Origin of the sequence: Staphylococcus sp. IVB6181, from assembly GCF_025561445.1 — a bacterium.
Classification (GTDB): domain Bacteria; phylum Bacillota; class Bacilli; order Staphylococcales; family Staphylococcaceae; genus Staphylococcus; species Staphylococcus simulans_B.
Map to the genome: position 1 here is coordinate 1707668 of NZ_CP095096.1, position 24922 is coordinate 1732589.

The 24922-nt window shown below is 37.8% G+C and carries 16 protein-coding genes and 4 pseudogenes; 1 reads left to right on the forward strand and 19 read right to left on the reverse strand.

Features of this window, described 5'->3' with window-relative positions:
- Positions 1 to 79: 79 nt before the first annotated feature.
- From ltrA to mutS, 7 genes and pseudogenes are all read right to left on the reverse strand, one after another.
- Positions 80 to 1367 (reverse strand): annotated as a pseudogene (gene ltrA, locus MUA90_RS08345) (group II intron reverse transcriptase/maturase).
- Positions 1368 to 1925: 558 nt separating this feature from the next.
- Positions 1926 to 3596 (reverse strand): glycerol-3-phosphate dehydrogenase/oxidase, encoded by a 1671-nt coding sequence (locus MUA90_RS08350; RefSeq protein WP_262586266.1) that lies wholly within the window; start codon positions 3594 to 3596, stop codon positions 1926 to 1928.
- A 180-nt stretch (positions 3597 to 3776) separates the two neighbouring features.
- Entirely contained in the window at positions 3777 to 5276 is a 1500-nt protein-coding gene (gene glpK, locus MUA90_RS08355; protein ID WP_262586268.1) for a glycerol kinase GlpK, read from the reverse strand.
- Between the two features lie 79 nt (positions 5277 to 5355).
- A complete protein-coding gene (locus tag MUA90_RS08360) occupies positions 5356 to 6171 on the reverse strand; it encodes an MIP/aquaporin family protein (protein WP_262586270.1) in 816 nt (271 codons plus the stop codon).
- 166 nt (positions 6172 to 6337) lie between these two features.
- Positions 6338 to 6871 (reverse strand): glycerol-3-phosphate responsive antiterminator, encoded by a 534-nt coding sequence (locus tag MUA90_RS08365; protein ID WP_262586272.1) that lies wholly within the window; start codon positions 6869 to 6871, stop codon positions 6338 to 6340.
- Between the two features lie 13 nt (positions 6872 to 6884).
- Positions 6885 to 8816 (reverse strand): DNA mismatch repair endonuclease MutL, encoded by a 1932-nt coding sequence (gene mutL / locus MUA90_RS08370; RefSeq protein WP_262586274.1) that lies wholly within the window; start codon positions 8814 to 8816, stop codon positions 6885 to 6887.
- Positions 8817 to 8828: 12 nt separating this feature from the next.
- Positions 8829 to 11453, reverse strand: a complete 2625-nt coding sequence (mutS, locus tag MUA90_RS08375) for a DNA mismatch repair protein MutS (protein ID WP_262586276.1) — start codon at positions 11451 to 11453, stop codon at positions 8829 to 8831.
- Between the two features lie 281 nt (positions 11454 to 11734).
- Here mutS and MUA90_RS08380 point away from each other — a divergent pair, with 281 nt between their 5' ends.
- On the forward strand, positions 11735 to 12703 hold the full coding sequence (locus MUA90_RS08380; RefSeq protein ID WP_262586278.1) for a glycerophosphodiester phosphodiesterase: 969 nt from the start codon (positions 11735 to 11737) through the stop codon (positions 12701 to 12703).
- 77 nt (positions 12704 to 12780) lie between these two features.
- On the opposite strand, the gene thiW is transcribed toward MUA90_RS08380, so the two are convergent.
- From thiW to MUA90_RS08440, 12 genes and pseudogenes are all read right to left on the reverse strand, one after another.
- Complete coding sequence (thiW, locus tag MUA90_RS08385; protein ID WP_262586280.1) at positions 12781 to 13278, reverse strand: energy coupling factor transporter S component ThiW; 498 nt, start codon at positions 13276 to 13278, stop codon at positions 12781 to 12783.
- Between the two features lie 31 nt (positions 13279 to 13309).
- Complete coding sequence (locus tag MUA90_RS08390; RefSeq protein WP_105992917.1) at positions 13310 to 13666, reverse strand: YlbF/YmcA family competence regulator; 357 nt, start codon at positions 13664 to 13666, stop codon at positions 13310 to 13312.
- Positions 13666 to 15207, reverse strand: coding sequence for a tRNA (N6-isopentenyl adenosine(37)-C2)-methylthiotransferase MiaB (gene miaB, locus MUA90_RS08395; RefSeq protein ID WP_262586283.1), 1542 nt, complete (start codon positions 15205 to 15207; stop codon positions 13666 to 13668). The genes MUA90_RS08390 and miaB overlap by 1 nt, the downstream gene beginning before the upstream one ends.
- Before the next feature lie 121 nt (positions 15208 to 15328).
- Positions 15329 to 16226, reverse strand: a pseudogene (opp4C, locus tag MUA90_RS08400) (oligopeptide ABC transporter permease).
- Between the two features lie 12 nt (positions 16227 to 16238).
- Positions 16239 to 17204, reverse strand: coding sequence for an oligopeptide ABC transporter permease (gene opp4B, locus MUA90_RS08405; RefSeq protein WP_262586285.1), 966 nt, complete (start codon positions 17202 to 17204; stop codon positions 16239 to 16241).
- Positions 17201 to 18187 carry an ABC transporter ATP-binding protein gene (locus tag MUA90_RS08410; protein ID WP_262586287.1) on the reverse strand — a complete coding sequence of 329 codons (987 nt, stop codon included), beginning with the start codon at positions 18185 to 18187 and terminating at the stop codon, positions 17201 to 17203. Before MUA90_RS08410 ends, opp4B begins: the two co-directional genes overlap by 4 nt.
- A gap of 12 nt (positions 18188 to 18199) precedes the next feature.
- Positions 18200 to 19179, reverse strand: a pseudogene (locus tag MUA90_RS08415) (ABC transporter ATP-binding protein).
- A 68-nt stretch (positions 19180 to 19247) separates the two neighbouring features.
- Positions 19248 to 20968 (reverse strand): annotated as a pseudogene (gene opp4A, locus MUA90_RS08420) (oligopeptide ABC transporter substrate-binding protein).
- Positions 20969 to 21144: 176 nt separating this feature from the next.
- Positions 21145 to 21435: a thiamine-binding protein gene (locus MUA90_RS08425; RefSeq protein ID WP_114603454.1), complete on the reverse strand. Its 291-nt coding sequence runs from the start codon at positions 21433 to 21435 to the stop codon at positions 21145 to 21147.
- Positions 21436 to 21516: 81 nt separating this feature from the next.
- Positions 21517 to 22035, reverse strand: a complete 519-nt coding sequence (locus MUA90_RS08430; RefSeq protein WP_262586288.1) for a type II toxin-antitoxin system YoeB family toxin — start codon at positions 22033 to 22035, stop codon at positions 21517 to 21519.
- A 199-nt stretch (positions 22036 to 22234) separates the two neighbouring features.
- On the reverse strand, positions 22235 to 23101 hold the full coding sequence (locus tag MUA90_RS08435) for a 2-oxoacid:ferredoxin oxidoreductase subunit beta (protein ID WP_105992926.1): 867 nt from the start codon (positions 23099 to 23101) through the stop codon (positions 22235 to 22237).
- Entirely contained in the window at positions 23088 to 24863 is a 1776-nt protein-coding gene (locus tag MUA90_RS08440) for a 2-oxoacid:acceptor oxidoreductase subunit alpha (RefSeq protein ID WP_262586289.1), read from the reverse strand. Before MUA90_RS08440 ends, MUA90_RS08435 begins: the two co-directional genes overlap by 14 nt.
- Between the last annotated feature and the right edge of the window lie 59 nt (positions 24864 to 24922).

The following is a 24922-nucleotide window of genomic DNA, read 5'->3' on the forward strand; positions in this document are numbered from 1 at the left end:
TTAATCGAGTAGGAGAGTAATCATTAATTGAATACTCGTCCTCTCACACCACCGTGCGTACGGTTCCGTACACGGCGGTTCAATATCTTGCGTAAGCAGACTCTGCGAGTCGGGCTAGTGGTACTAGACCCCACTTGTAGAGTCTATTTGTTGTAAGCGCATGATGAACCTCATGCGTTTTGGAAAACCTCCAATACTTCTTTCTTGAGTTCGCAATACGCATGGCACCATTGTGGTCTAATCCGTATTTTCGAAGCATTTTGTATTTTGTTTTGACCTTCTTCCATCGCTTTAAAATAAGTTGTCTGATTCGATGGTTCAACCACTCTTGCATTTCGCGGATAAATCCTTTAACAAAACCTCTGCCAAAATAGTTTATCCAACCTCTAGTAATCGCGTTGATTCCTGTTATAATGTTCAGTAAATGTGCCAGGTCTATTTCTTCTTGTGACCCACTTTAATTTGGCTTTTAAATTTCTTTTTGCTTCCATAGTGGGTCTGAAACGACAAGTGCCATTTATTTTCGTTATCAGACAACTCAAGAACTTTAAACGTGTGGGAGAGCCTACCTTACTTTTATCTTTATTCACTGTTAATTTCAGGTCCTTTTCGATAAAGTTTGTGATACTCTCCATAACACGTTGTCCGGCACGTTTTGATTTAACAAAGATGACGAAGTCATCTGCGTATCTCACAAAACGATGTCCGCGCTTCTCTAATTCTTTATCCAGCTCATGCAAATAGATATTACACAACAAGGGAGATATAACCCCACCTTGAGGGGCGCCTGTCTTTCTTTCTGCGTATTCGCCAGACAGGTCTGCAGACCCGCTTTGTAAACTTTTGCGGATAAATTTAGAGATAGCTTTATCTTGTATAAAGCGTTCAAACAAGTACATCAATTTGTCATGGTTCAACGTGTCAAAACATTGTTTTAAGTCACAGTCTACGACTGTGTGATAACCCTCCTCATAGTATTGGATACATTGTTTTAATGCAGTACCTGTACTATGATTTGGTCTAAACCCATGACTATGTTTCGAAAACTGGCGATTTATCATCGGTTCGATAACTTGTTTGATTGCTTGTTGGATAACTCTATCCCTTGCGACGGGAATTCCAAGAATTCTCTTTTTGCCATTCGGTTTTGGAATGGCTACTTTCTTAACTGCTTGCGGTTTATACGTACCGTTAAGCAGTTTTCCTTTTATCTGTGGATAGAATTCTCTGAAGTGAGCATGTAACTCTTTAACCTTCATCCCATCGATTCCAGGAGAGCCATTATTTTTAACAACTTTCTTGATTGCTTTCTCTATGTTGTTCTTTCTTACAACAAGTTCCATCAGTGATGGAGTCTCACGATACATTTCTTTCATATCAACTAAGATTTACTGTACACATCTGCTTATCTTTTTCGTTCCACTACTTATCTTCCACAGACTGCCAATTTGCATTGTTTTCGGTACTTCGTAAATCTATAACCTCCATTCTTTACTTTGTATTTAATATTGTTCAGTCCTTCGGTACATTTTCCCTACTATGACTTCTGCTGACTTCTCATAATTCGTTGTTACTACGATTCGAAGAATCGCTTATGAGACCTCCTCGGGTAAGATTAACCACTTTCCACTCATGTCATTGCATCATTTACTCATACGAATTCGGGCAGTATCGGACTTTGTTTTGTTAAGCAAACTCATCCGTTCGCATAAGCCTTGATATGATGTTTCTATTCGTCAATGCGAGTGTTTGCGTCCGACTTCCTTCAGATTCCACCTCGCGATGGACACCCTTGTCTTTCGCTAACAGTTCCTACTGCCAAGCCTGTAATGGACTTTCACCATCAAGTTGCTAATCATGCCGAGCGCACTTAAAAAATAGGCTGAAATTCGATGGAATTTCAACCCATTTCTTATTTTTATCTATTATTTTTCAGCTGGTTGATCATTTCCTGTTCTTGCTTCATCAATTGCTTCATTCAATTCTTCTGTAAATAAAGCACGTTGTACTGTATCGTAATTCAATAATTGTGCCAGTACCTCTACTACTGCGTCTTTATATTTTAATACGTCTTCAATATCAAAGTATAACATACCTGTTCTGCGGATTAAGAAATCCGTCGGTTTATATACCATTTCATTTTGAATACCGTAAATCAATTCTGCATAAATTGCTAACGGCAAGCCTGAATTTTGATATTGTGCAGTGTGTGCAATTTTGTACAGTTCATCAGCATTTGAACCGTAACGTCTTGCAATTGCTTCAGCTGTTTCAGCATCTAATTGATACTTCGCACCTTCGGCTGTTTTTTGTTCGACAAAGTTTTCGAAGTTAGCGCTGCCGCCGACATCGCCGCCTGAAATTGTAAGATGTTTCGTTTTGCATGGACCGAATTTCAAACCGAAGTCTTGCTGCAAGCGTTTAGAAAGCAAGTCAACAATACCTTTTGCCATGTGTCTGTAGCCTGTTAGTTTACCGCCGGCAATCGTTAACAGACCTGATTTGCCTTCCCAAATTTCATCTTTACGAGAAATTTCAGATGGATCTTTGCCTTCTTCTAAAATTAACGGTCTTACACCTGCCCATGATGATTCGATATCTTTATCTGTAATATCAAGTCCTGGGAACATGTAATTAACTGCATCAATCAAGTAGTCGCGATCATCTTGTGTTGGCAGCGGTGATGTTTTGTCATTGTTATAAAACGTATCTGTTGTTCCGATATATGCTTTGCCTTCTCTAGGAATTGCGAAAATCATTCTGCCGTCTTTTTCAGTATCAAAGTAAACTGCTTGTTGTAAAGGGAATTTAGATTGATCAATAACAATGTGAACCCCTTTTGTTAAGCGTAATTGTTTATTATTTCTAGAGTAATCCGCACTTCTGACCTCGTCTACCCAAGGACCGCTTGCGTTGATTACTTTTTTCGCATGAATCGTATATGCTTCATCTGACAGCATATCTGTCACTTGGATACCATTGACTTGTTCTTTATTATCGTACGTAAAGTTGACTGATTTTGTGTAGTTGACAATATCTGCCCCTTTTTCAGCTGCACGTTTCATCACTTCGATTGTTAAGCGTGCATCATCTGTACGATATTCAACATAATAACCGCCGCCTTTAAGACCTTTTCGTTTTACAAGCGGTTCTTTTTCTAATGATTGCTGTTTGTTTAACATTTTCTTGCGTTCAGACTTTTTAACTCCTGCTAATCGGTCATACATTGCTAAACCGATAGAAGTTGAGAACTTGCCGAATGTACCGCCTTTATGCATCGGCAGCAGCATCCATTCAGGTGTTGTAACATGCGGACCGTTTTCATATACAATCGCACGTTCGCGGCCTGTTTCAGCTACTACCCCGACTTGCAGCTGTTTCAAATAACGCAAACCGCCATGGACTAATTTAGTCGAACGAGAACTTGTACCTTGTGCAAAGTCTTGCATTTCTACAAGTGCGACTTTCATTCCGCGGTCTGCCGCATCTAAAGCGACACCTGCACCTGTAATACCGCCTCCGATAATCACTACGTCATATTCTTGATTCTTTAATCTTTGTTTGATTGCTTCTCTGTTCAATGTTGATAAACTCATTGATAACGCCTCCTAATAAATTCTGATATGAATGCATGAGACAAGTCGAAATGTGAGTTTTACAACCCAATAGATTAAAAAATGAGAGACCTATCCCATACATTTTATAATGGTGTGAACAGTTCTCTCATTCTCGAGTCATAAATATTAACTTATTAAATAGTATAACATAGTTTGCAATTAATCGTCTAACTTGAATACTTGCGTTGCTTCAACGGCTTTTTTCCAGCCTTTGTATAATTTTTCGCGCTCGTCTTCATCCATTTGCGGTTCGAATGCTTTTTCTAATTTCCAACGGTTTGCGATTTCTTCTTTGCTGTCCCAGAATCCAACAGCCAAACCTGCAAGATAAGCTGCACCTAATGCTGTGGTTTCATTGATTTCAGGACGTTCTACCGTGATATTTTGAATATCTGCTTGAAATTGCATTAAGAAGTTGTTCTTCACTGCACCGCCGTCTACACGGATACTGTCTACGTTAATACCAGAGTCTTGCACCATCGCTTCAACCACATCACGTGTTTGGTAACAGATGGATTCTAAAGTTGCTCTGATAAAGTGTTCTTTTTCAGTACCGCGTGTAATGCCGAAGACTGCACCGCGTGCACTTGAATCCCAATAAGGTGTACCTAAACCTACAAAGGCAGGCACCACATAAACACCATCCGTAGATTCAATACGGTTCGCATAATTTTCTGATTCAGGCGCAGAGTTAATCATTCTCAACCCGTCTCTCAACCATTGAATTGCTGAGCCTGACACGAAGATTGAACCTTCTAAAGCATAATGCACTTCGCCGTCTAATCCATAAGCGATAGTTGTTAATAAACCATTATCAGATTGAACCGCTTCTTTTCCCGTATTCATCAGCATAAAGCCGCCTGTACCATACGTATTCTTCACATTGCCTCGATCGAAACAAGCTTGTCCGAATAATGCAGATTGCTGGTCGCCGGCAATCCCTGCAATCGGTACCTCTTGACCAAAGAAGTGATAGTCTTTTGTTTTGGCATAAATTTCGCTTGACTCATGTACTTCAGGCAGGATTTGTTTTGGAATATCCAGAATTTCCAACAATTCATCGTCCCATTTCAAGTCATGAATATTATAAATCAGCGTACGGCTGGCATTCGTATAGTCTGTAACATGAGCAGCACCGCCGGATAATTTCCAGACAATCCATGAATCGATTGTACCGAATAATAAATCGCCTTTTTCTGCTTTCTCTCTTGCACCCTCTACATGATCTAAAATCCATTTGATTTTTGTGCCAGAGAAGTAAGGGTCAAGCACTAATCCTGTTTTTTCGCGGAAAGTATCTTCATAACCTTGGTCGCGTAAAGATTGAACGATATCTTGTGTTTGGCGGGATTGCCACACAATCGCATTATAAATCGGTCTTCCTGTATTTTTATCCCAAATTACAGTTGTTTCCCTTTGGTTGGTAATCCCGATACCTACCACTTGTCTCGGATAAATATCATCATCATTTAAAACCGTCGCAATTACTGATAACACAGAAGTCCAAATCTCATTGGCATCGTGTTCTACCCAGCCTAAATTTGGAAAATGCTGTGTGAATTCGCGTTGCGCTGTAGAAACAATTTCCCCTTCTTTATTAAATAAAATGGCACGTGTACTTGTTGTACCTTGGTCTATTGATAAAATGTATTGTTCCATTTTGAACAACTCCTTAATCATGATAATTACAAAGCAAATGGCTTTGTCCCCAAAAATAAATCTCGAATTGTCTTAATCTCTAATATATCGTTTCGATGTCTTTCTTATCAACCTTGTTCAATACCAGACCTAAAACTAAAGTGATTGCTGTCAGGACAATGGCTGCGACTGAAAGCATATCGAATGAACCTTTGTATGCGGCTCTGTAAATACAAGCCCCTAACATACCGCCTGCAATCGGACCTAATACCGGTACAATCGCATAGGACCATTGTGAATTGCCTTTGCCTGCAATTGGTAAAAGCGCATGTGCAATTCTCGGGCCTAAGTCACGTGCCGGATTAATCGCATAACCCGTAGGTCCCCCTAAACTGATACCGATAGCAACAATCAAGCCCCCTACAATAATCGGGTTCAAACCATCTGTAAATTTATTGATACCGATAAACATCAAACCTAATGTCAAAGCAGCGGTACCGATAATCTCACTTAAAAAGTTGGCATAATAATTTTTAATACCTGGTGCTGTACAAAATACTGCTAGCTTAGCACCTTGATCATCCGTTGCTTTCCAATGCGGCAAATACATCAGCCAAACTAATGCACCGCCGACTACACCGCCTAACGTTTGGCAAATCATATAGCCTGGTACTTTAAACCATTCTATACCGCCATCCATAGCAAAAGCTACCGTTACAGCCGGATTCAAATGTGCGCCTGAAAATGTGCCTACTGCATACACCCCTAATGTCACAGCAAGCCCCCATCCAAGCGAAATATTAATCCAGTCGCTGCCGAAACCTTTTGATTTAACAAGGTTAAGGTTCGCAACTACACCGCCCCCGAATAAAATCAAAATGGCAGTGCCCAAAAATTCCGCAAAATATGGACTCATATAACTTCCTCCTTAAAAGAAGACAAAAAGACTCCTACATTTATCGCGTGAATGTAGAAGTCTCCTATCTCTATCGTAATTTATATTAACTTATTAACAGAATATCTTTTTATGAAAGCGTTGTCAATGAATATTCATATTTTCACAAAAATACTTTTGCAACAATTTACCATAATGTTTTATTGCTGGTTGTAACATATTCCGCACCGCTCGATACCGCTGCTGCTACTTCTTCTGGCTGATCAATCAACCCGCCGGCAATAACTGGTGTCTTTGTTTCATCGTAAACCTTTTGAATCACCTTGCTGGCAACACCTGGCAGTACATCCACAAAATCAGGCTGTACTTGCTTGATTAAAGCAATACTGCGATTGAGTGCATGGCTGTCGATGACAAACACACGTAAAATCGTAGTCACCTTTAATGTCTTCGCTTTTTTAATAACTTTAGGTTTCGTTGACACTATTCCTTCAGGTTTGAAGCTTTGAATCAAATATTCGCATCCGAATTCATCATGTGCGACACCTCTTGTCAAATCCACATGAATGTACGTCTGCATTTTATGTTGTTTCAACAAGTCCATAATACTTTTCAAATGACCGATATGGGCATCTAACAATACACATCTTTTATAGTCAGTCTTCACCAACTTTTCTAAATCTCTCATCTCACGAATTGCCGGTAAAATATGTGGCTTCACGCTCATGTCTCCTTTACTGAATACGCTTGAATAAACGTTCCATTTCATAGTTTGAAAAGCTGATGATAATCGGGCGACCGTGCGGACATGTGAACGGGTCTTCCATTTCCCGCAATTGGTCAATCAAGTCGGCCATTTCTTGATTTCTTAAATAATGGTTGGCTTTAATCGACTTTTTGCAACTCATCATAATTGCTGCTGCTTCTCTGATTTTTTTAATATCTACTTTCTTATGTTCTAAAACATATTCCACCATATCTTGAATAATCTCTTGTGCTTCTTCTTTAGGGAACCACACAGGATAGCTGTTGACGATATAATCATGACTGCCGAAAGGTTCTAAATGTACCCCGACTTTATCCAATTCATCTTTAAACTCATTAATAATCATTTGTTCATCTTTAGAAAAGTGGAATGTCATCGGCAGCAACAGATTTTGTACTTCATTCGTAACTTCACCGATTTTATCTCTGAAGTATTCGTATTTAATACGTTCTTGTGCTGCGTGCTGATCAATCATAAACATACCTGTTTCATTTTGCGCAATGATATAAGTACCATGCACTTGACCTACTACTTCCATATATGGCACTCGGTGTTTCGGTTGTGCATTTTGTGTTTCTCTTACATCTTGTATTTGTGCCGCTTCATTTTCATTATCATCTTCAGCCTCAGTATCAAAATCATTAGTCTCATAATCATCCATATCCGATAAAACTGCTTTTTGCGCATTTTGATAATCTGTACTGTCATTGGTTTCTGCAACGTGCGAATCATTTTGTCCTGCATTATGGTCAGTTGCTGCATTATCGTTTTGACTTTCATTTGTACTATCTTCTGTATTGTCATCAGCCTGCTGCTCAGCTTGGCGCTTTTCAAAGTCCAGTTTTTGCTGCTCAAAAGTTTCCAATACTTTATTTTTCTTATGCAGTTTATTTTCATCATTATGCGGAATTAAAATTTTGTCTTTAAAGGCATCTTGAATTTTTTCAACAATCAATTGATACAGTTGTTCTTCTTTTGATAAACGGACTTCTAATTTTGTCGGATGTACGTTGACATCTACAAGTATCGGATCCATTTCAATATTGATATAGCAGATTGGATAGCGTCCGATAGTCAGCAACGTATGGTAACCTTCTAATATTGCCTTATTCAAGATGAAATTTTTGATATAACGTCCGTTGATAAAAATAGAAATATAGTGTCTGTTGCTGCGGGAATGTTCAGGCTTGGCCACGAACCCTTCCAGATGATAGTCGCTGGTATCGCCTGTAATATGCACTAAATCTTTCGCAACTTTCATGCCGTATATTTCTACCATGACTTCATTAGTACGTCCTGAGCCATTGGTTTTGATTAATGTTTTGCCGTCAGATACCAATGTAAAGCGGACATCTGGATGACTCATCGCCATACGATTGACAATATCTGTAATTTTTCCAAGTTCTGTATACAGACTCTTAACATATTTCAATCGTGCCGGCGTATTATAAAATAACGACTCGACTAAGATATCGGTGCCTTGTTTGGCTTTTGCAGGTTTTTGATTGATAATCGCACCATCTTCCGCATAGATTTCATGGCCGTTTTGACCATCTGTGCACGTACGCAATGTGACTTTTGCGACAGAGGATATACTGGCTAATGCTTCTCCTCTGAAACCTAATGTACGGATATGGAATAAATCACTGTCTTCATTCAGCTTGCTAGTCGCATGGCGATGAAAGACTAGATGCAAGTCATCTTCTTCGATACCTGTACCGTTATCGACGACACGAATCGATTCGATTCCGGATTGTTTAACTTCAATATTAATTTCGCTTGCTTTGGCATCAAGGGCATTTTCCAACAATTCTTTAACGACTGATCCCGGACGTTCAACTACCTCCCCTGCCGCGATTTTATTGGCGAGGGAAGTCTGTAATTCTTTTATTTTGCCCATGATTGTTCACCTCTATTTTAATTGGTTTTGGAGTTCGCTGAGTTTGTTGAGTGCTTGAAGCGGTGTCATATTAGATATGTTTAATTGTTTTAATTCCAATTCGACTTCGCTTTCTTTAGGTACAGTATCAAACAAATCAAATGTTCCTTGTTGGAAACCGGGTTGCTGCTGTTCTTCTGGTGCATTTTTATCTTCTTGAGATTGGTTTGTTTCAGAGACTGCTGCTTCATTCTTTTCTGCACCTTCATAACTAGGAATTTGCGGTTGTGATTTATCGTTCGCTTCAAAGGCATCTAAGATCACCTGAGCACGTTCAATCACTTGATCCGGCAAATCTGCAAGTTTTGCGACTTGAATACCATAACTGTCATCTACAGCGCCATCTTTTACTTTATGCAAGAAGATAAGTTCGCCTTTATATTCATTTGCGGCAACATGTACATTTTTCAAACATGCCAATGACTGATCTAATGTCGTAAGCTCATGATAATGTGTCGAGAATAACGTCTTCGCATGAGATGTTTGTGCGACATATTCAATCATTGCTTGCGCAAGAGCCAGCCCATCAAAAGTTGATGTGCCGCGTCCAATCTCATCAAAAATAATCAAGCTGTCTTCTGTCGCATATGTTAAAGCTTTTTGTGCTTCCAGCATTTCAACCATAAAGGTACTTTTACCAGATACTAAGTCATCTGCAGCACCGATACGTGTAAAGATTTGATCAAAAATCGGCAGTACTGCTTCGCTGCATGGTACATAAGCGCCCATTTGCGCCATAATACTGATAATTGCGATTTGGCGCATATAAGTAGATTTACCTGACATATTCGGCCCTGTAATCAAATAAATGAACTGTTCATCATCTAAGCGGCAATCATTAGGAACATAATCATTATAATCCATGACACGCTCTACTACAGGGTGGCGGGAATCAACTAAGTCTAATGTTTTATCATCGCTGAATTTTGGTCTGACATAATTGTATTTTTGAGCAATTTCCGCAAAGCTTTGCAGGCAATCAATTTCAGAAATTAATTTTGCTTGTTTTTGAAGACGCTCAGTATACACTTTGACCGCTTCTCTTAATTTCACAAAAAGCTGATATTCAAGTTCTACTGCTTTATCTTCAGCCCCTAAAATCAAATCTTCTTTTTCTTTTAATTCATCCGTAATAAAACGTTCTGCATTCGATAATGTTTGTTTACGTGTATAACCATAGTCTGAAGGCTCAAAGCCTTTTAAGTTTGCACGTGTAATTTCTATAAAGTAGCCGAATACTTTGTTAAAGCTGATTTTCAGCGAACGAATACCTGTACGTTCTCTTTCTTTCGCTTGAAGCTGTGCCAACCATTGTTTACCGTTGATTGATGCTTCTAAGTATTCATCTAATTGTTCATTAAAGCCCTGTTTAAACAAGCCTCCGTCTTTCACTGAAATCGGCGGTTCCTCAACAAGACTATGTTCCAACAGTTCTAGCAAATCGTTTAAAGGTTCCAACTGTCTGAACTGTTCTGGCAATTGGTCATCAAACGCATCTAATAATGCTTTGATATTCGGTATCTCAGCAATTGAATGTTTAAGCTGAATCAAATCACGCGCATTCACATTACCGTAACTGACACGTCCGACTAATCTTTCAATATCATACACTTGGTTTAAATAATTGCGCAGTGTATCGCGTTCAATAAAACGATCAATCAATTGCGACACAGCATCTAAGCGTTCATTGATGGCTTGTTTATAGATTAATGGTCGGTCAATCCATTGTTTTAAGCGACGTGCACCCATTGGTGTCTTCGTTTGATCCATCAACCATAACAATGTTCCTTTTTTAGATTTCAAACGAATGCTTTCAGTCAATTCTAAGTTGCGTTTAGCGTAATAATCCATTTTCATATAATCGACAGCTTCATATACTTTTGCGTCTTCAATATGTTCTAAATTACGCTTTTGCGTATGGTGGATATAATCTAACAGTACTTGTACCGTATGATGCATTAATGTATCTTCTACTTGGTTCACAGCATAATTTTCATTGCTGATGTCATCCACAACCGTTAATGTTTCTGTAGCCAATGACATTTGCTGCTTCAACGATGCTTCTACTGCTTCAGCAGTGACAATCTCATTAGGATTAATCGTTGTAATCTCATTCAGCAGCATACTTTCATCATTGAAATGCGTCACCTTTAATTCACCCGTCGACACATCACAATAACTTAACGCAATGTTGTCCGCTTCTCGAATGAAGCTCAAAATATAGTTGTTTTGTTTTTCGTCCACGCCGCCTTGGTTCATAATTGTTCCTGGTGTAACTACACGGATTACTTCTCGGCGTACCATACCTTTTGTAACTTTCGGATCTTCCATTTGTTCGCAAATGGCTACTTTATATCCGTTTTCTATTAACGTTTCAATATAACTTTCTGCAGAGTGGTAAGGCACTCCGCACATTGGAATAGGATTTTCTTTTTTCGCATCCCTTTTTGTCAGCGTAATCTCTAATACTCTAGAAGCCACTTTCGCATCTTCATAAAACATTTCATAAAAATCGCCTAATCTGAAAAACAGTAAGCAGTCTTGATATTGAGATTTTATTTTTAAATATTGCTGCATCATCGGCGTTACATTTGTCATGATTTTGAATCATTCCTTCTAATTTTAGGTTTATTCATTATAAGTGATTGTATAAGAATTTCATATCCATTTCACTTTTCTTAACTCATCTATTTTAACAAATTATAAGTGGTTAAACGAGTGTCTGCTTTTTGTAAGGCTAATTTTAAATTCCTAATAAAAAGATTAATTCAGTATATATTATCAGTTAAATACTATTAAATTGTCGTAAAAATCAGAATGTCATACACCTTTCTCTGATATATTGAAATTAATTTCACAAAAGGAGAGATTTACGCACTATGAAACTAAAAAAATCAGTCATTACTTCATTAGCAGTATCAGTTACTTTATTAACCGGTTCTCAAGCAGTACTCGCTAGCGGAGGCGGCGGTATCGGTCCTGCTTCAAACGGCCACAGCAACGTTAACAAAGCTACATCGCACAAACCTCAAAACATTCTTAACAAAAATGTCGCAATTGCACACCGCGGCGCAAGCGGTTATGCACCTGAACATACTTTCTTCGCTTACGATAAAGCCAAAAACGAACTCAATGCAGACTACATAGAGCTAGATTTGCAGATGACAAAAGATGGCAATTTAATCGCAATGCATGATGAAACTGTTGATCGTACAACAGGCGGTAAATTCCATGGACCTGTCAAAAACTACACCACTGCTCAATTGAAACAAATGGATGTCGGTACTTCATTCAATGTTGCGAATCCTCAATATGCCGACCCTAAATACAGCGGTGCTAAAATTCCTACATTAGATGAAATCTTAGACCGTTACGGCAAAAACACAAACTACTATATCGAAACAAAATCACCAGATGTGTATCCTGGTATGGAAGAAAAATTGCTTCAAACTTTAAATAAGCATGGATTATTGACACCGAATAAACTTCAAAACGAACAAGTCGTCGTACAATCTTTCTCACAAGAAAGCTTGTTGAAAATGAAACGTCTCAATCCGAATGTACCGTTGATTCAATTGACAGATAAAGCACAATTAGGCACATACACAGATCAAGACTTAGATTATATTGCATCATATGCTAAAGGTGTCGGCCCTGAATATCATGATGCTACAGCAGCAAATGTAGAAAAAATGCATCGCCATCATCTGTTAGTACACCCTTATACTGTCAATACAGTCCCTGAAATGCAACAATTAATCAATAACAATGTTGATGGTGCCTTCTCTAACTACATCGATCAATATGTAAAACTTAGAGACCAATCTCAAAACAAAACAGCTTACTAAGTTTAAATAAAATAGAACAACAAGAAACATCCCCATCCTCTTCTTAATTAAAGAAATGAATGGGGATGTTGTATTTATCAGTCTTTCGGCAGCCATCTGGACAGCTTGCCTTTTTTAAATAAAATCATAAGCAGTACATAACTAATGGATGCACCTAAAGCACTTGATGCGATAAATGCGGCCATTAAAGGTTTAATGGCAATCCCTTGCAGTCCTAAGACAAAAGCCAAAGGAATACACATAAAACTGCCGATGAAACCTGTACCGATGACTTCGCCGATTGCGGCCATAAACAAATGTTTACGGTAACGATACAACAAGCTCGCTAGTAATACACCGATCATACTGCCGGGAAATGCAAATGCTGAACCTGTACCGAACATCATGCGAATGACTGAGGATAGAAATGCTTGAGCAAGTCCGAACCACGGTCCTACAAATACAGCACATAACACATTAATCATATGTTGAATCGGTGCCGCTTTAATAGGTCCGAGCGGTATAATAATCAGACTGCTTAAGACAACATTAATGGCGATGAACATAGCAGTTATAGTAAGTTTTCTTATCTTCACAACTCAAACGCCCTTTCACTTAGATTTAAAGTTACTGCTTGTGGTGCGCTGCGTTCAAACGATCAGCCATTGTGTTAATCATCATTTGCAGCAAATCATTCGCATCAGCTTGCGATTCGCGAAATTCTGTGACGATAGGCAACGCATTGATTTTCTTTTCAAGCTCTGCTATCTCTGCTTCACTTCGCTTATATGCTTCTATCTTGCCATAGTTCTGCAAATTCACAGATTGCTTTTGTCTTTGTTTTAAATCTGCCATCCAATCATCAATATGATGGTTGCGATGAATTTGTGTTTCAACACGCTGGTAATCTTTAACAGTATCCAAAGCTTTGATTTGCGCACTCAGTTTTTTAGCTTCTTCGATGATAGCCGTTTTATCATACATTACGCTTTCACCGCATTGCTTTCATGAACATGCAAGAATGTACCGTTTAGTGAATACTGTTTCGCTTCGTCGATTTTCACATCAACAAGTTTGCCGATGACTTCTTTAGGTCCTTTAAAGTTAACTAATTTATTTTTATCAGTGTAACCTGCTAATACCGTGTCGTCTTTCTTACTGCTGCCTTCGCATAATACAGTCACAACTTGACCTTCATAAGCTTTAAGTGCACGTTCAGAATAATAACCGACTTTTTTATTTAAGCGCTGCAAGCGTGCTTTTTTAACGTCTGTTGCTACGTTATCTTTCATTCGTGCAGCCGGTGTACCATCACGCTGTGAATAAAGATAAGTATAAGCATGTTCGAATTCAACTTCATCATATAATGATAATGTTTCTTCGAATTGTTCTTCTGTTTCATTCGGATAGCCGACAATAATATCAGTTGTTAATGCAACATCAGGAATTGCAGCTTTAATACGATGTACTAAATCTAAATAACTTTCGCGTGTATATTTGCGTCCCATAATTTTCAATACAGCATCATTACCAGATTGAACAGGTAAATGGATGTGCGGTACGATATTGCCGCCCTTAGCAATTACTTCAATCATATGATCTGTAAAGTCCCATGGGTGGCTGGTAGTAAAACGGACACGCGGAATATCGATTTTAGAAATCGCTTCAAATAAATCGCCTAAACCATAATCCATGTCTTTTAAGTCTTTACCGTATGAGTTGACGTTTTGACCTAATAAAGTAATTTCTTTATAGCCTCTGCGAGCTAAATCACGCACTTCATCAATAATATCTTGCGGACGGCGACTGCGCTCTTTACCGCGTGTAAACGGCACAATACAATATGTACAGAACTTATCGCAGCCATACATAATATTAACCCATGCTTTGAAATAGTCGTCGCGGACTTTCGGAAGGTTCTCGATAACATCGCCTTCTTTAGACCAAACATCAATGACCATTGCTTTAGATAAATATGCTTCTTCTAAAATCTCTGGTAATTTATGAATATTGTGCGTACCGAAAATCATATCCACATTTTGGAATGACTTCAATATTTTATTCACGACTGATTCTTCTTGCGACATACAACCGCAAACACCGATTAGGCAATCTGGACGATCGCGTTTCAAGTGTTTTAAATTACCGATTTCACTAAATACTTTGTTTTCCGCATTTTCACGAATCGCACAAGTATTTAACAAGATTACATCTGCTTTTAACATTTCATCTGCTAATGTATAACCTAAAGCTTCAAAAATACCTGCCATTACTTCAGTGTCGTGCGCATTCATTTGGCAACCATACGTTTTAATAAAGAACGTACGGCCTTTACCCATGTTTTTATATTTCTCATCTATTTGGAAATCACGATTATAATGCACTTCTTCTTTACCGCGTTTTTTAGCTTCTTTTAAACTAGGAGGCTGGTAAACTGTTTCGAAGTATTGACTATAATCTTTCTCTTTCTTGTTTCGGTGTGCAATTACGTCCAAAGAACCCGCTTTTCTTTGTTCTTCATTCACTTCGCAAAATCCTTTCTATATCCCCGATTAATCATTATTTCATTATATATGGTTTACGTTAAAAGTGCAAAATGAATCTTGTCTGAAACAGAAAAAAAGCCAGTCAAAGACCGGCTTCATTTTAGTGTTTGGATTTAGGATTCAATGCATCTTTCAATCCTTCACCCACAAAGTTGATACATAAAATTGTCATTGTAATAATAATTGCCGGCGGCATCCAAATCCAAGGTTTGCCGCTGAGTACATCCGCTTCTTGTGCATCTGAAAGCATATTCCCCCATGTCGGTGTTGTTTTCGCAATACCAAAACCAAGGAAACTCAAACCTGCTTCAGCTACAATTTGTACCGCAAATAATAAAGTTGCTTGTACAATAATGACACTTAAAATGTTCGGTAATAAATGTTTGAACATAATTTTATATACAGGTGTACCAATAGATACAGCAGCTAAGAAATATTCATTTTTTTTCTTGCATCACTTTACCGCGCGTCAATCTCGCAATTCCGACCCATGACAGCACTATGATAACGGATGCCAGAATAATTGCTGAGCCGTATGGATTTTTGATTTTATCGCTGAAAGTCGCATTTAATACGATTGCGAATGGAATGAATGGGAACAACATTACAAATTCAGTAAAACGCATTAAAATTGTGTCGATTTTACCGCCGTAATAACCAGATATCATACCTACAATGATACCAATAATTAAAATCCCTGCTGTTGTTGTAATCCCGAATACCATTGAGACACAACCTGAATACAATAATCGACTTAAAATATCTCGACCTCCAGCATCAGTGCCCAGCCAATGTTCCGGAGACATATCACCTTTGATATTCACAAGGTTTTGCTCGTTCGGATCAAAGGGTGCGATAAGCGGAGATAACATAGAAATCGTAAATATCGCGATGAGCACAAAAAGTGCAGTCATTGCTAATTTATTATGCGTGAAATGAATCAATGCACTTTTTAAAGGTGAATAACTCTCATTTTTAGTTTTTGATTTTTTAGCCATTGTTGCGCCTCCTTAGTTGCTCTTAATTCTAGGGTCGACGATACTATATGTGATATCAGAGATTAAGTTCGCAAGCAGTCCTGAGAATGCGAAGAATAATAGTAACGCCATCATGAGAGGATAATCTTTACCGCTGATTGCTTCAATCAGCAATTTACCGATTCCTGGATATGAAAAAATCGTTTCAATGATTACGGCACCGCCGAAAATAGAAAGCACATCTCCACCGAAGAATGTCACAATAGGGATAATTGAGTTTCTTAAAATATGTTTATTATAAATTTTATTTTCAGAAATCCCATTTGAACGTGCTGTTCGGACATAATCTTTACGTGCATTTTCAATCATATCGTTACGCAAGAATTGTACATATCCAGCCGTAGACATTACACCTAAAATCAATGCCGGCAATAAAGCATGATAAAGTTTACTCATATAATAAGCAAAAGTGCCTTCTTCTAATCCCATCGTTACAGACCCTTGGAATGGGAATAAATTCAATTGGAATGCGAATAAATAAATCGCAAAGACACCTGCCACAAATGAAGGCAATGCCAACAAGAAATAGTTAGCAACTTGTATCGAGTAATCTAATGGCGAATAAGGTTTTCGTCCTGATAAGATACCAAGCGGAAAAGCTAAAATATACGTAAATATTAAGGTTAATGTTCCAAGTCTAATCGTATTAGGCATTCTTTCTTTAATTAAATCGATTACAGGTCTTTTAAATCGGACTGATTCGCCTAAATCTCCATGTACAATATGTTCTGCCCACTTGATATATTGCACATGAATCGGTTGGTCATAACCTAATTTCTTTCTTTGCTGTTCATAATATGCTGAAGAACTGTCAGATGATGATGCTTGTCCTGTAAATGCATCACCCGGTTGTAATTTAGAGATACCGAAAATCACAATTGAAATCAAAAACAGTAACGGTATCATCAATAATAAACGACGAATGATTAACTGAATCATTTTTCCACCTCTTCCTCAATCAGCAAGCAAGATACAAAATGATCTTTGCTGACTTCTTTATATTCGGGTTGATTAATTTTGCAAGCTTCTTGCGCAATCGGACACCTTGTATGGAAAGGAAATCCTGTCGCAGGATTTGCAGGTGAAGGTAAATCTCCTGTTAATAAAATTCTCGTTTTTCTTTTTGTCGGATCAATTTCCGGTATTGCTGAAATCAAAGCTTGTGTATAAGGATGTTTTGGATGATTATATATTTCGTCTGCCGGTCCTTGCTCAACAATATGACCAAGATACATCACACCGATATAATCACTTACATGCTTAACGACACTTAAATCATGCGCAATGAATAAGTAGCTGAGGTTAAATTCTTTTTGCAAATCATCTAATAAATTCAGTACTTGAGATTGTACGGAAACATCTAACGCACTTACAGGTTCGTCTAAAATAATTAATTTAGGTTTAAGCGCTAACGCACGTGCAATACCGACTCTCTGTCTTTGTCCGCCTGAAAATTCATGTGCATATTTATAATAATCCTCTGGGTGCAGTCCTACTTTTGCTAAAAGTCCTTTTACTTCTTTTTCTAATTCTGCTTTAGACAGCTTATTATAGTTTTTTATCGGTTCACCGACAATGTCTCCTACCATTTGCAGCGGGTTAAGCGAAGCATAAGGATCTTGGAAAATCATTTGAAATCCCTTGCGCGCTTCTCTTAGTTTATGCCCTTTAATATGCGTAATATCTTCGCCATTAAAAGTTACTGTACCGCCCGTAGGTGTCTGCAACCTCAAAATACTTCTCCCAGCAGATGATTTACCGCAGCCTGATTCTCCTACGAGCCCCATAGTCTCTCCTTCATTAATTCTAAAACTGATACCATCTACCGCTTTGACTTGTCCGACTGTTCTGCGAAAAAATCCGCCTTTAATTGGATAATATTGTTTAAGTTCATTTACTTCTAAGATTGTCTTTTTATCCATAATTTTCCTCCATTACATCTCATCATATAAATGACAAGCTACTTTATGTTTTGCATCAATCAATTTTAGAGGGACATTTTCTTTTTTACAGATATCCATGACATGAGGACATCTATTCGCAAACTTGCATCCTTGTTTCGGTATATTGACAAGAGAAGGAACACTACCTTCGATAACTTCTAATTTTTCAGGATTTCCTTCAAGTTTCGGAATAGATCTGATTAATGCTTGAGTGTATGGATGTTTAGGAGATTGGAAAATTTCATCTGTTGTTCCAGTCTCGATAATATTACCTGCATACATGACAGCTACACGATCGCATAGTTCTGAAATCACTGCTAAATCATGTGAAATGAAAATAATAGACATATTATTTTCTTTACGGATCTTTCTTAATAAATCTAATATTTGCGCCTGCACCGTTACATCTAGAGCAGTCGTAGGTTCATCTGCGATTAATAAGTCCGGGTTGCACGAAATCGCTAAAGCGATCATTACACGCTGCCTCATACCGCCAGAGAGCTGATGCGGATAATTGTCGATGACTTCTCCAGCTCTTGGAATACCGACTTGATTTAATAAATCGATGGCTTTTCTCTGGATTTAACTTTATCCAATTTTAAATGCAGCATGATCTTCTCAACTAATTGATTTCCAATCGTGAAAACCGGATTCAGTGCAGTCATCGGTTCTTGGAAGATCATTGAAAGTTCTTTTCCTCTGATTTTGTTATAGTCTTTTTCACTGATATTATCGATACGCTTGCCTTTAAATTTGATTTCGCCTTCTTCAACATTCGCAATTTTTTCAGGCAGCAGCTGCATCACTGATAAGCTGAGTACTGATTTCCCTGACCCCGATTCTCCTACTATTCCTAGAATTTCGCCTTCTTCTACCGATAAATTAATGTTGTTAACTGCAGAATACCATTCGTTTTTTATGTAAAAACTGGTTTTTAATTGTGTTATTTCTAATATATTTTTAACTGGCATTTTCAAACACTCCCCTGCTTTTTTACTTAGAAAAAGCCTCGAAAATAATCGAGGCTTTTAATGCAAAATTATTTTTCTACAGTCCATTCATTAGAAGGGTTAGATCCTTTGAATGATACGTTGAAGTTTTTAACTTTGTTGCTGACTAATGTAATGTCTTCAAGCTCTACAAGAGGAATAACTGGTACATCTTTATTCCAAAGTTTTTGCCATTGCAAGTAAAGGTCTTTACGTTTTTCTTTGCTGTTGCCGACGATATCGTAGTCAGTTGCTTCTGCTAATAATTTGTCTGATTCTGGGTTGTTGTAACGAGATTCGTTCCATAATGCATTTGATTTATACAAGCTTGATGGATCTGGGTCTGCCCCTTGTTGCCATCCTCTGACATAAACTTCAGTGCTTCCGTCAGCTTTTTCTAAGTCTGCATTATATTTACTGAACTCAACCATGCTGACTTTAGTTTTCAAACCAACTTTTTCCCAATAACCTTTAAGTGCTGCAGTTCTTGGTTCGAATGTTGGGTTTGTACCTGCATAATGTTTTAAGTTGATTTCGAATTTTTTACCTTTCGGATCTTCTCTGAAACCGTCGCCGTCACGGTCTTTATAACCTGCTTCATCTAATAATTGTTTTGCTTTTTTAACATTATATTTGTAATCTGTTAAGCCTTTATTACCTTGAGAAACCCAGTGGCTTGTTGGGATTAATGAGTTAGTTGGTTTAGCATAACCATACATGAATGCTTTAATCCATTCGTCTTTGTTAATCGCATAATCCATTGCTTTTCTTAAACGGACATCTTGGTATTTAGGAAGCGGTTCGCCCACTTTCATTGCTTTTTTATCGTATTTATTTAATACGAATCCAAGAATCATGTATTGTGTTGATGGTGCTGTTAAAACTTTAATGTTGTCTGCTTTAGCGTCTTTAACTTGTTTTGCCATAGGTGCAGTAGCTTCGCCTACCATGTCGATATCACCGTTTTGAAGTGCTTTCACCATAGCGTTTTGGTCAACTACTTTTAAGTTGATTTTGTCTAGTTTAGGTTCACCTTTCCAATAGTTTTTATTTTTCTCGAATTGAACTGATTCGCCATCAACGATTTTTTAACTTTGAAAGCACCATAACCGATTGGGTGTTTACGTACTTGTTCTGATTTAGCCATTTGTTTAACAGGAATATCTTTAAAGATTTTTTCGCTTAATAAATCGCCGCCGTAGATTTTCAACAAGTTATTAACTTTCTTTTCTTTAAATGTAATTTCTACATTGTAGTCATCAATTTTTTTGATACCTGAAATTGTATCAGCTTGACCGTCATGTTTCGCTTTCGCACCTTCGATACATTCTACAGTGTTGAAACGAGGACCTTCATAATCAGGACTAGCTAATGTTTCTAAAGTGAAAATCCAGTCATTAATTGTTAATGGGTTGCCGTCTTGCCATTTAATACCTTTTTTCATAGTGAATTTGTATTTCTTAGCTGGTTCTAATTCTTTCCATGAAACAATGTTTGGTTCAATTTGCAAATGATCATCCATTTTGAATAATCCGTCACTGAATAAGCCGATTACAGCTGAGTCAGATGTTGAACTTGCAAAGATACCTGAGAAGTTGCCTTCTGGCGGTGCGCCAGTACCGATATTAAGTGTACCGCCCTTTGCATTACTCTTACCTGTGCTGCTTGAATCTGTCTTACCGTTATCAGCTGACTTTTTACTGCCGCATGCTGATAAAACGAGTAGAAGTGATAGTAGAACTATCGCTAGTTTAAACCATCGTTTTTTCATAAAATTCCTCCTCATGATGTTATCTCTATGCCGTTTATATGAAAATATTATATTAATATTCTGACTATTGTGTCAATGATGCATTTATTAATTATTTTTCTTATAGATAAATTATTTGATATACGCAAAAAAGCACTCCTGAATATTAGGAGTGCTCAAAATTGATAAATCATAATTTAATCGTATTTAGCTGTTAAATCATCCATAGTAATACCTGTAGGCACATGGTAGAATTTCACTTGGCTGATGATACTTGGAACTTTTAATTCAACCATTCGATCATTGATATTTTGAATTAATATCAAGCATTCGCTCATCGTTCCTTGTACAGTAGTTTCTAAAGGATTAACACGAAACTCTAAGCCTGATTGTTCGATAATCGCAATTGCTTCATCAACATATGGAATAACGTCTTCGCCATTTGGTGTTTTCGGTATGACTTGAATACTCATTAAAGTGTCTTGCATGTCAAAGCCCTCTTTTCCCTTGTTATTAATTCCACTGTATCAAAAATTGTCCTATTCGCCTACTGATGCTGCTTCATTGCGTTAAACTGTATGATAATAACAACTGATGATGATTAAGCGATGGCCGATTTCTTTATATACAAGTCGATGAATTTCATCCAGTTTCAAAACTTTAAAGCCGCCTTCACTGATTCTTTTAACATATAACGGAACAGGGTAATTATCTTCATCAAAAGGGATCTTGCCTTTAATTTGTTGAATCGCTCTGTTGAAGTGTGCAATCAATTGACCATTTAAGCTTTTAAAGTGGGTATGGTCGTTATTTGCGGTTTCAGTAAAATCGATTAATTGCTGGTCGTTCACGAGGACTTTAACCAAGTGTCCATTGATGTAATCTCTGATACAATGTGCCAAATGGCTGCGGTTCGCTTCATTTTTAAGTAAATACATGCGTGCTTCATAACCTTTTTGTGTTTCAGCTTCATTATTATAGTGAATGGAAGGATCCACTTGCTGCCCTTCTAAATAATTATGTGCAATTTTATTTAATAATTGTTCTTGCCTCGTCGCTTTATCAACTTCTTTTTTCTCTTTCGTCATTTTGTACACCTCTTAATTACGACTTATTAAGACAATACCCTTATAAAGCGGTATGCCAAACTTTTATTTTAATTTTTAATAACCAACAACTAATTAGGTGTAAACAAAAGATAACTTAAGAAACAAAAAACAAGCCTTCTATTCTCTCATATAACGTATACCCGTTATTTCGAGGTTAAGAAGGCTTGTTTCATATTTTTTAGATAAATTGTTTAGTTAATTCGTCAAATTGTGCTTGATCAATACTGATATCTTGTTTTGCTAAAGGTTCGCCGCTCATAGCTTCTACTTGAGATTCATATGAAGGTGTTTCTTTATCTTGATAAACAATTCCAGTCAGTAATGATTCGTTTTCAATGACTGCTTGTGTTGCTTTATTTTTATCTGAAGGGTCAAAATCTTCTAAGTCATCTACTGACACAAGATTTTCTTTAAACCAATCATACGTATTGACTTTATTGTATGTGACACAAGGTGAGAACACATTGACGAATGAGAAGCCGTCATGGTTGATTGCTTCTTCAATTAATGATGTGAGCCCTTTAATATCACTTGAGAATCCTTGTCCGACAAATGTTGCACCAGATGATAAAGCAAGTTCTAAAGGTGCTACGTTTTGTTCAATATTGCCTTTAGGCGTTGTTTTTGTCACAAAACCTGGTGCTGATGAAGGTGAAGTTTGACCTTTAGTCAATCCATAGATTTGGTTATCCATAACAATATACGTAATGTTCATGTTACGGCGTAAAGCATGAATCGTATGACCCATACCGATTGCATAACCATCACCGTCGCCGCCAGAACAAATCACTGTTAAATCTTTGTTCGCCATTTTAACGCCTTGTGCAATCGGCAAAGCACGACCATGAATTGCGTGCAGACCGTATGAATTGATATAACCTGATAAACGGCCGGAACAACCGATACCTGTAATTAACGCTACTTCTTCAGGTTCTAATCCGACATTCGCAGCTGCTTTTTGAATCGCTGCTTGTACTGAGAAGTCACCGCACCCTGGACACCAGTTGGGTTTCACGTTATTTCTAAAATCTTTAAATGTTGCCACCTGTAACCACTCCTTCAGTTTCTTTGGCAATTTCTAAACCTTTATCTTCAATTTCATGCGGTAAGAATGGTGTACCATCGTATTTTGTTTGTTTTACAAGTTTTTGATGGACATTTACATTCATTTTCAAGATATTTGCTAGTTGTCCTTGGTAGTTATGTTCAACAACTACGACTTTTTTAGCTTTATCGACCGCTTCTTGTACGATTTCTGTCGGGAATGGATGCAGTTGCTTGATTTGCAAGTGGTTGACTTTAACCCCTTCTTGTTCAAGTCTTGCTTTCCCTTCTTGAATTGCGCCTTTTGTAGAAATAAATCCGATATATAAAATATCTGCATCATCATAAGCTTGATCATCTACAACCGGTTCGCTGATTAATAAGTTTTCAGTTTTACGCATACGTTTATCCATTTGTTCTTGGCGGTTTTGTGCAGACTCACTAGGTTTGCCGTCTTGGCTGTGTTCAACACCAGTTACATGGTGAATACCGCCTTTAACGCCTGGGATAGGACGCGGAGAAACACCGCTTGCTGTAAGCGCATAACGTTTAAAGTAAGCTTTGTCATCTTCTTCACGTTCAATATCGCCTTGCAGTAATTCGCCGCGTTTGATTTCAACGCGATTGAAATCAAGCTGTTCTACTGTTTGTTTGCCTAATGCCAACTGCAAGTCGCTTAAAATGATAACTGGGCATTGATATTCTTCAGCTAAGTTGAAAGCTTCTACTGTTAAATAGAATGAATCTTCCGCATCTGTTGGTGCTAATACAATCTTAGGAATATCACCATGTGTACCGTAAATCATTTGCATTAAATCTGATTGTTCTTCTTTGGTAGGCAATCCTGTTGAAGGACCTCCGCGTTGTGTATTGACAATCACTAAAGGTGTTTCAGTCATACCTGAAAGACCGATAGATTCCATCATCAATGAAAGACCGGGACCTGCTGAAGCTGTGAATGCACGCACACCTGCATAGTTTGCGCCGATAGCCATTGTAGCCGCCGCAATTTCATCTTCTGTTTGAATCACTGTACCGCCGACTTTCGGTAAGTTATCAATCATATATTCCATGATTTCTGAAGCAGGTGTAATCGGATAAGCTGCCATAAATTTAGATCCTGCTGAAATAGCACCTAAGCCGACTGCATCGTTGCCGATCATATATAAGTGAGGTTCTGATTGACTTGCTTCTAAATGGAAATCTCCTTCTAAGTCTGTCATTTGTTCTTTCATTGCTTCATAGCCTGCATGTAAGGCTTGAATATTCATTTCAACAATACTTTCGCCTTTTTTACCGAATGTGTTGTCAATTAATGACTCAAAGGACTTAATATCTAAATCCATAATGGCACACGTTGCACCGATAGCCACCATGTTTTTCATAAGTTTTGTACCAAGTTCTTTTGCGATATCAGTAAAAGGCAGTACGATAAGTTGGGCTTTGCAATCTTCAGGTTTAGACGGTTTTGCTTTAGCATCCGCAATAATCACACTGTCGTCACGCATTTCATGATGATTGATTTCAATCGTTTCTTGATCAAACGCTACTAAAATATCTAAATCATCACTGATTGCATGCACAGGTGTATTGGATACTCTGATTTTATTATTGGTATGGCCGCCTTTAATTCGGCTTGAGAAATGTCTGTATCCGTAGAGGTAATAACCTTCACGATTCATTGCTGTGGCAAAGATTTCTCCAGTCGATTCAATTCCTTCACCTTGTTGTCCGCCAACTTTCCAAGATACTTGTGATTTCATACCTAGCTTTGCCTCCTGTAATATAGTTCATTCTAATCATAACAAAACAAACCACTGTA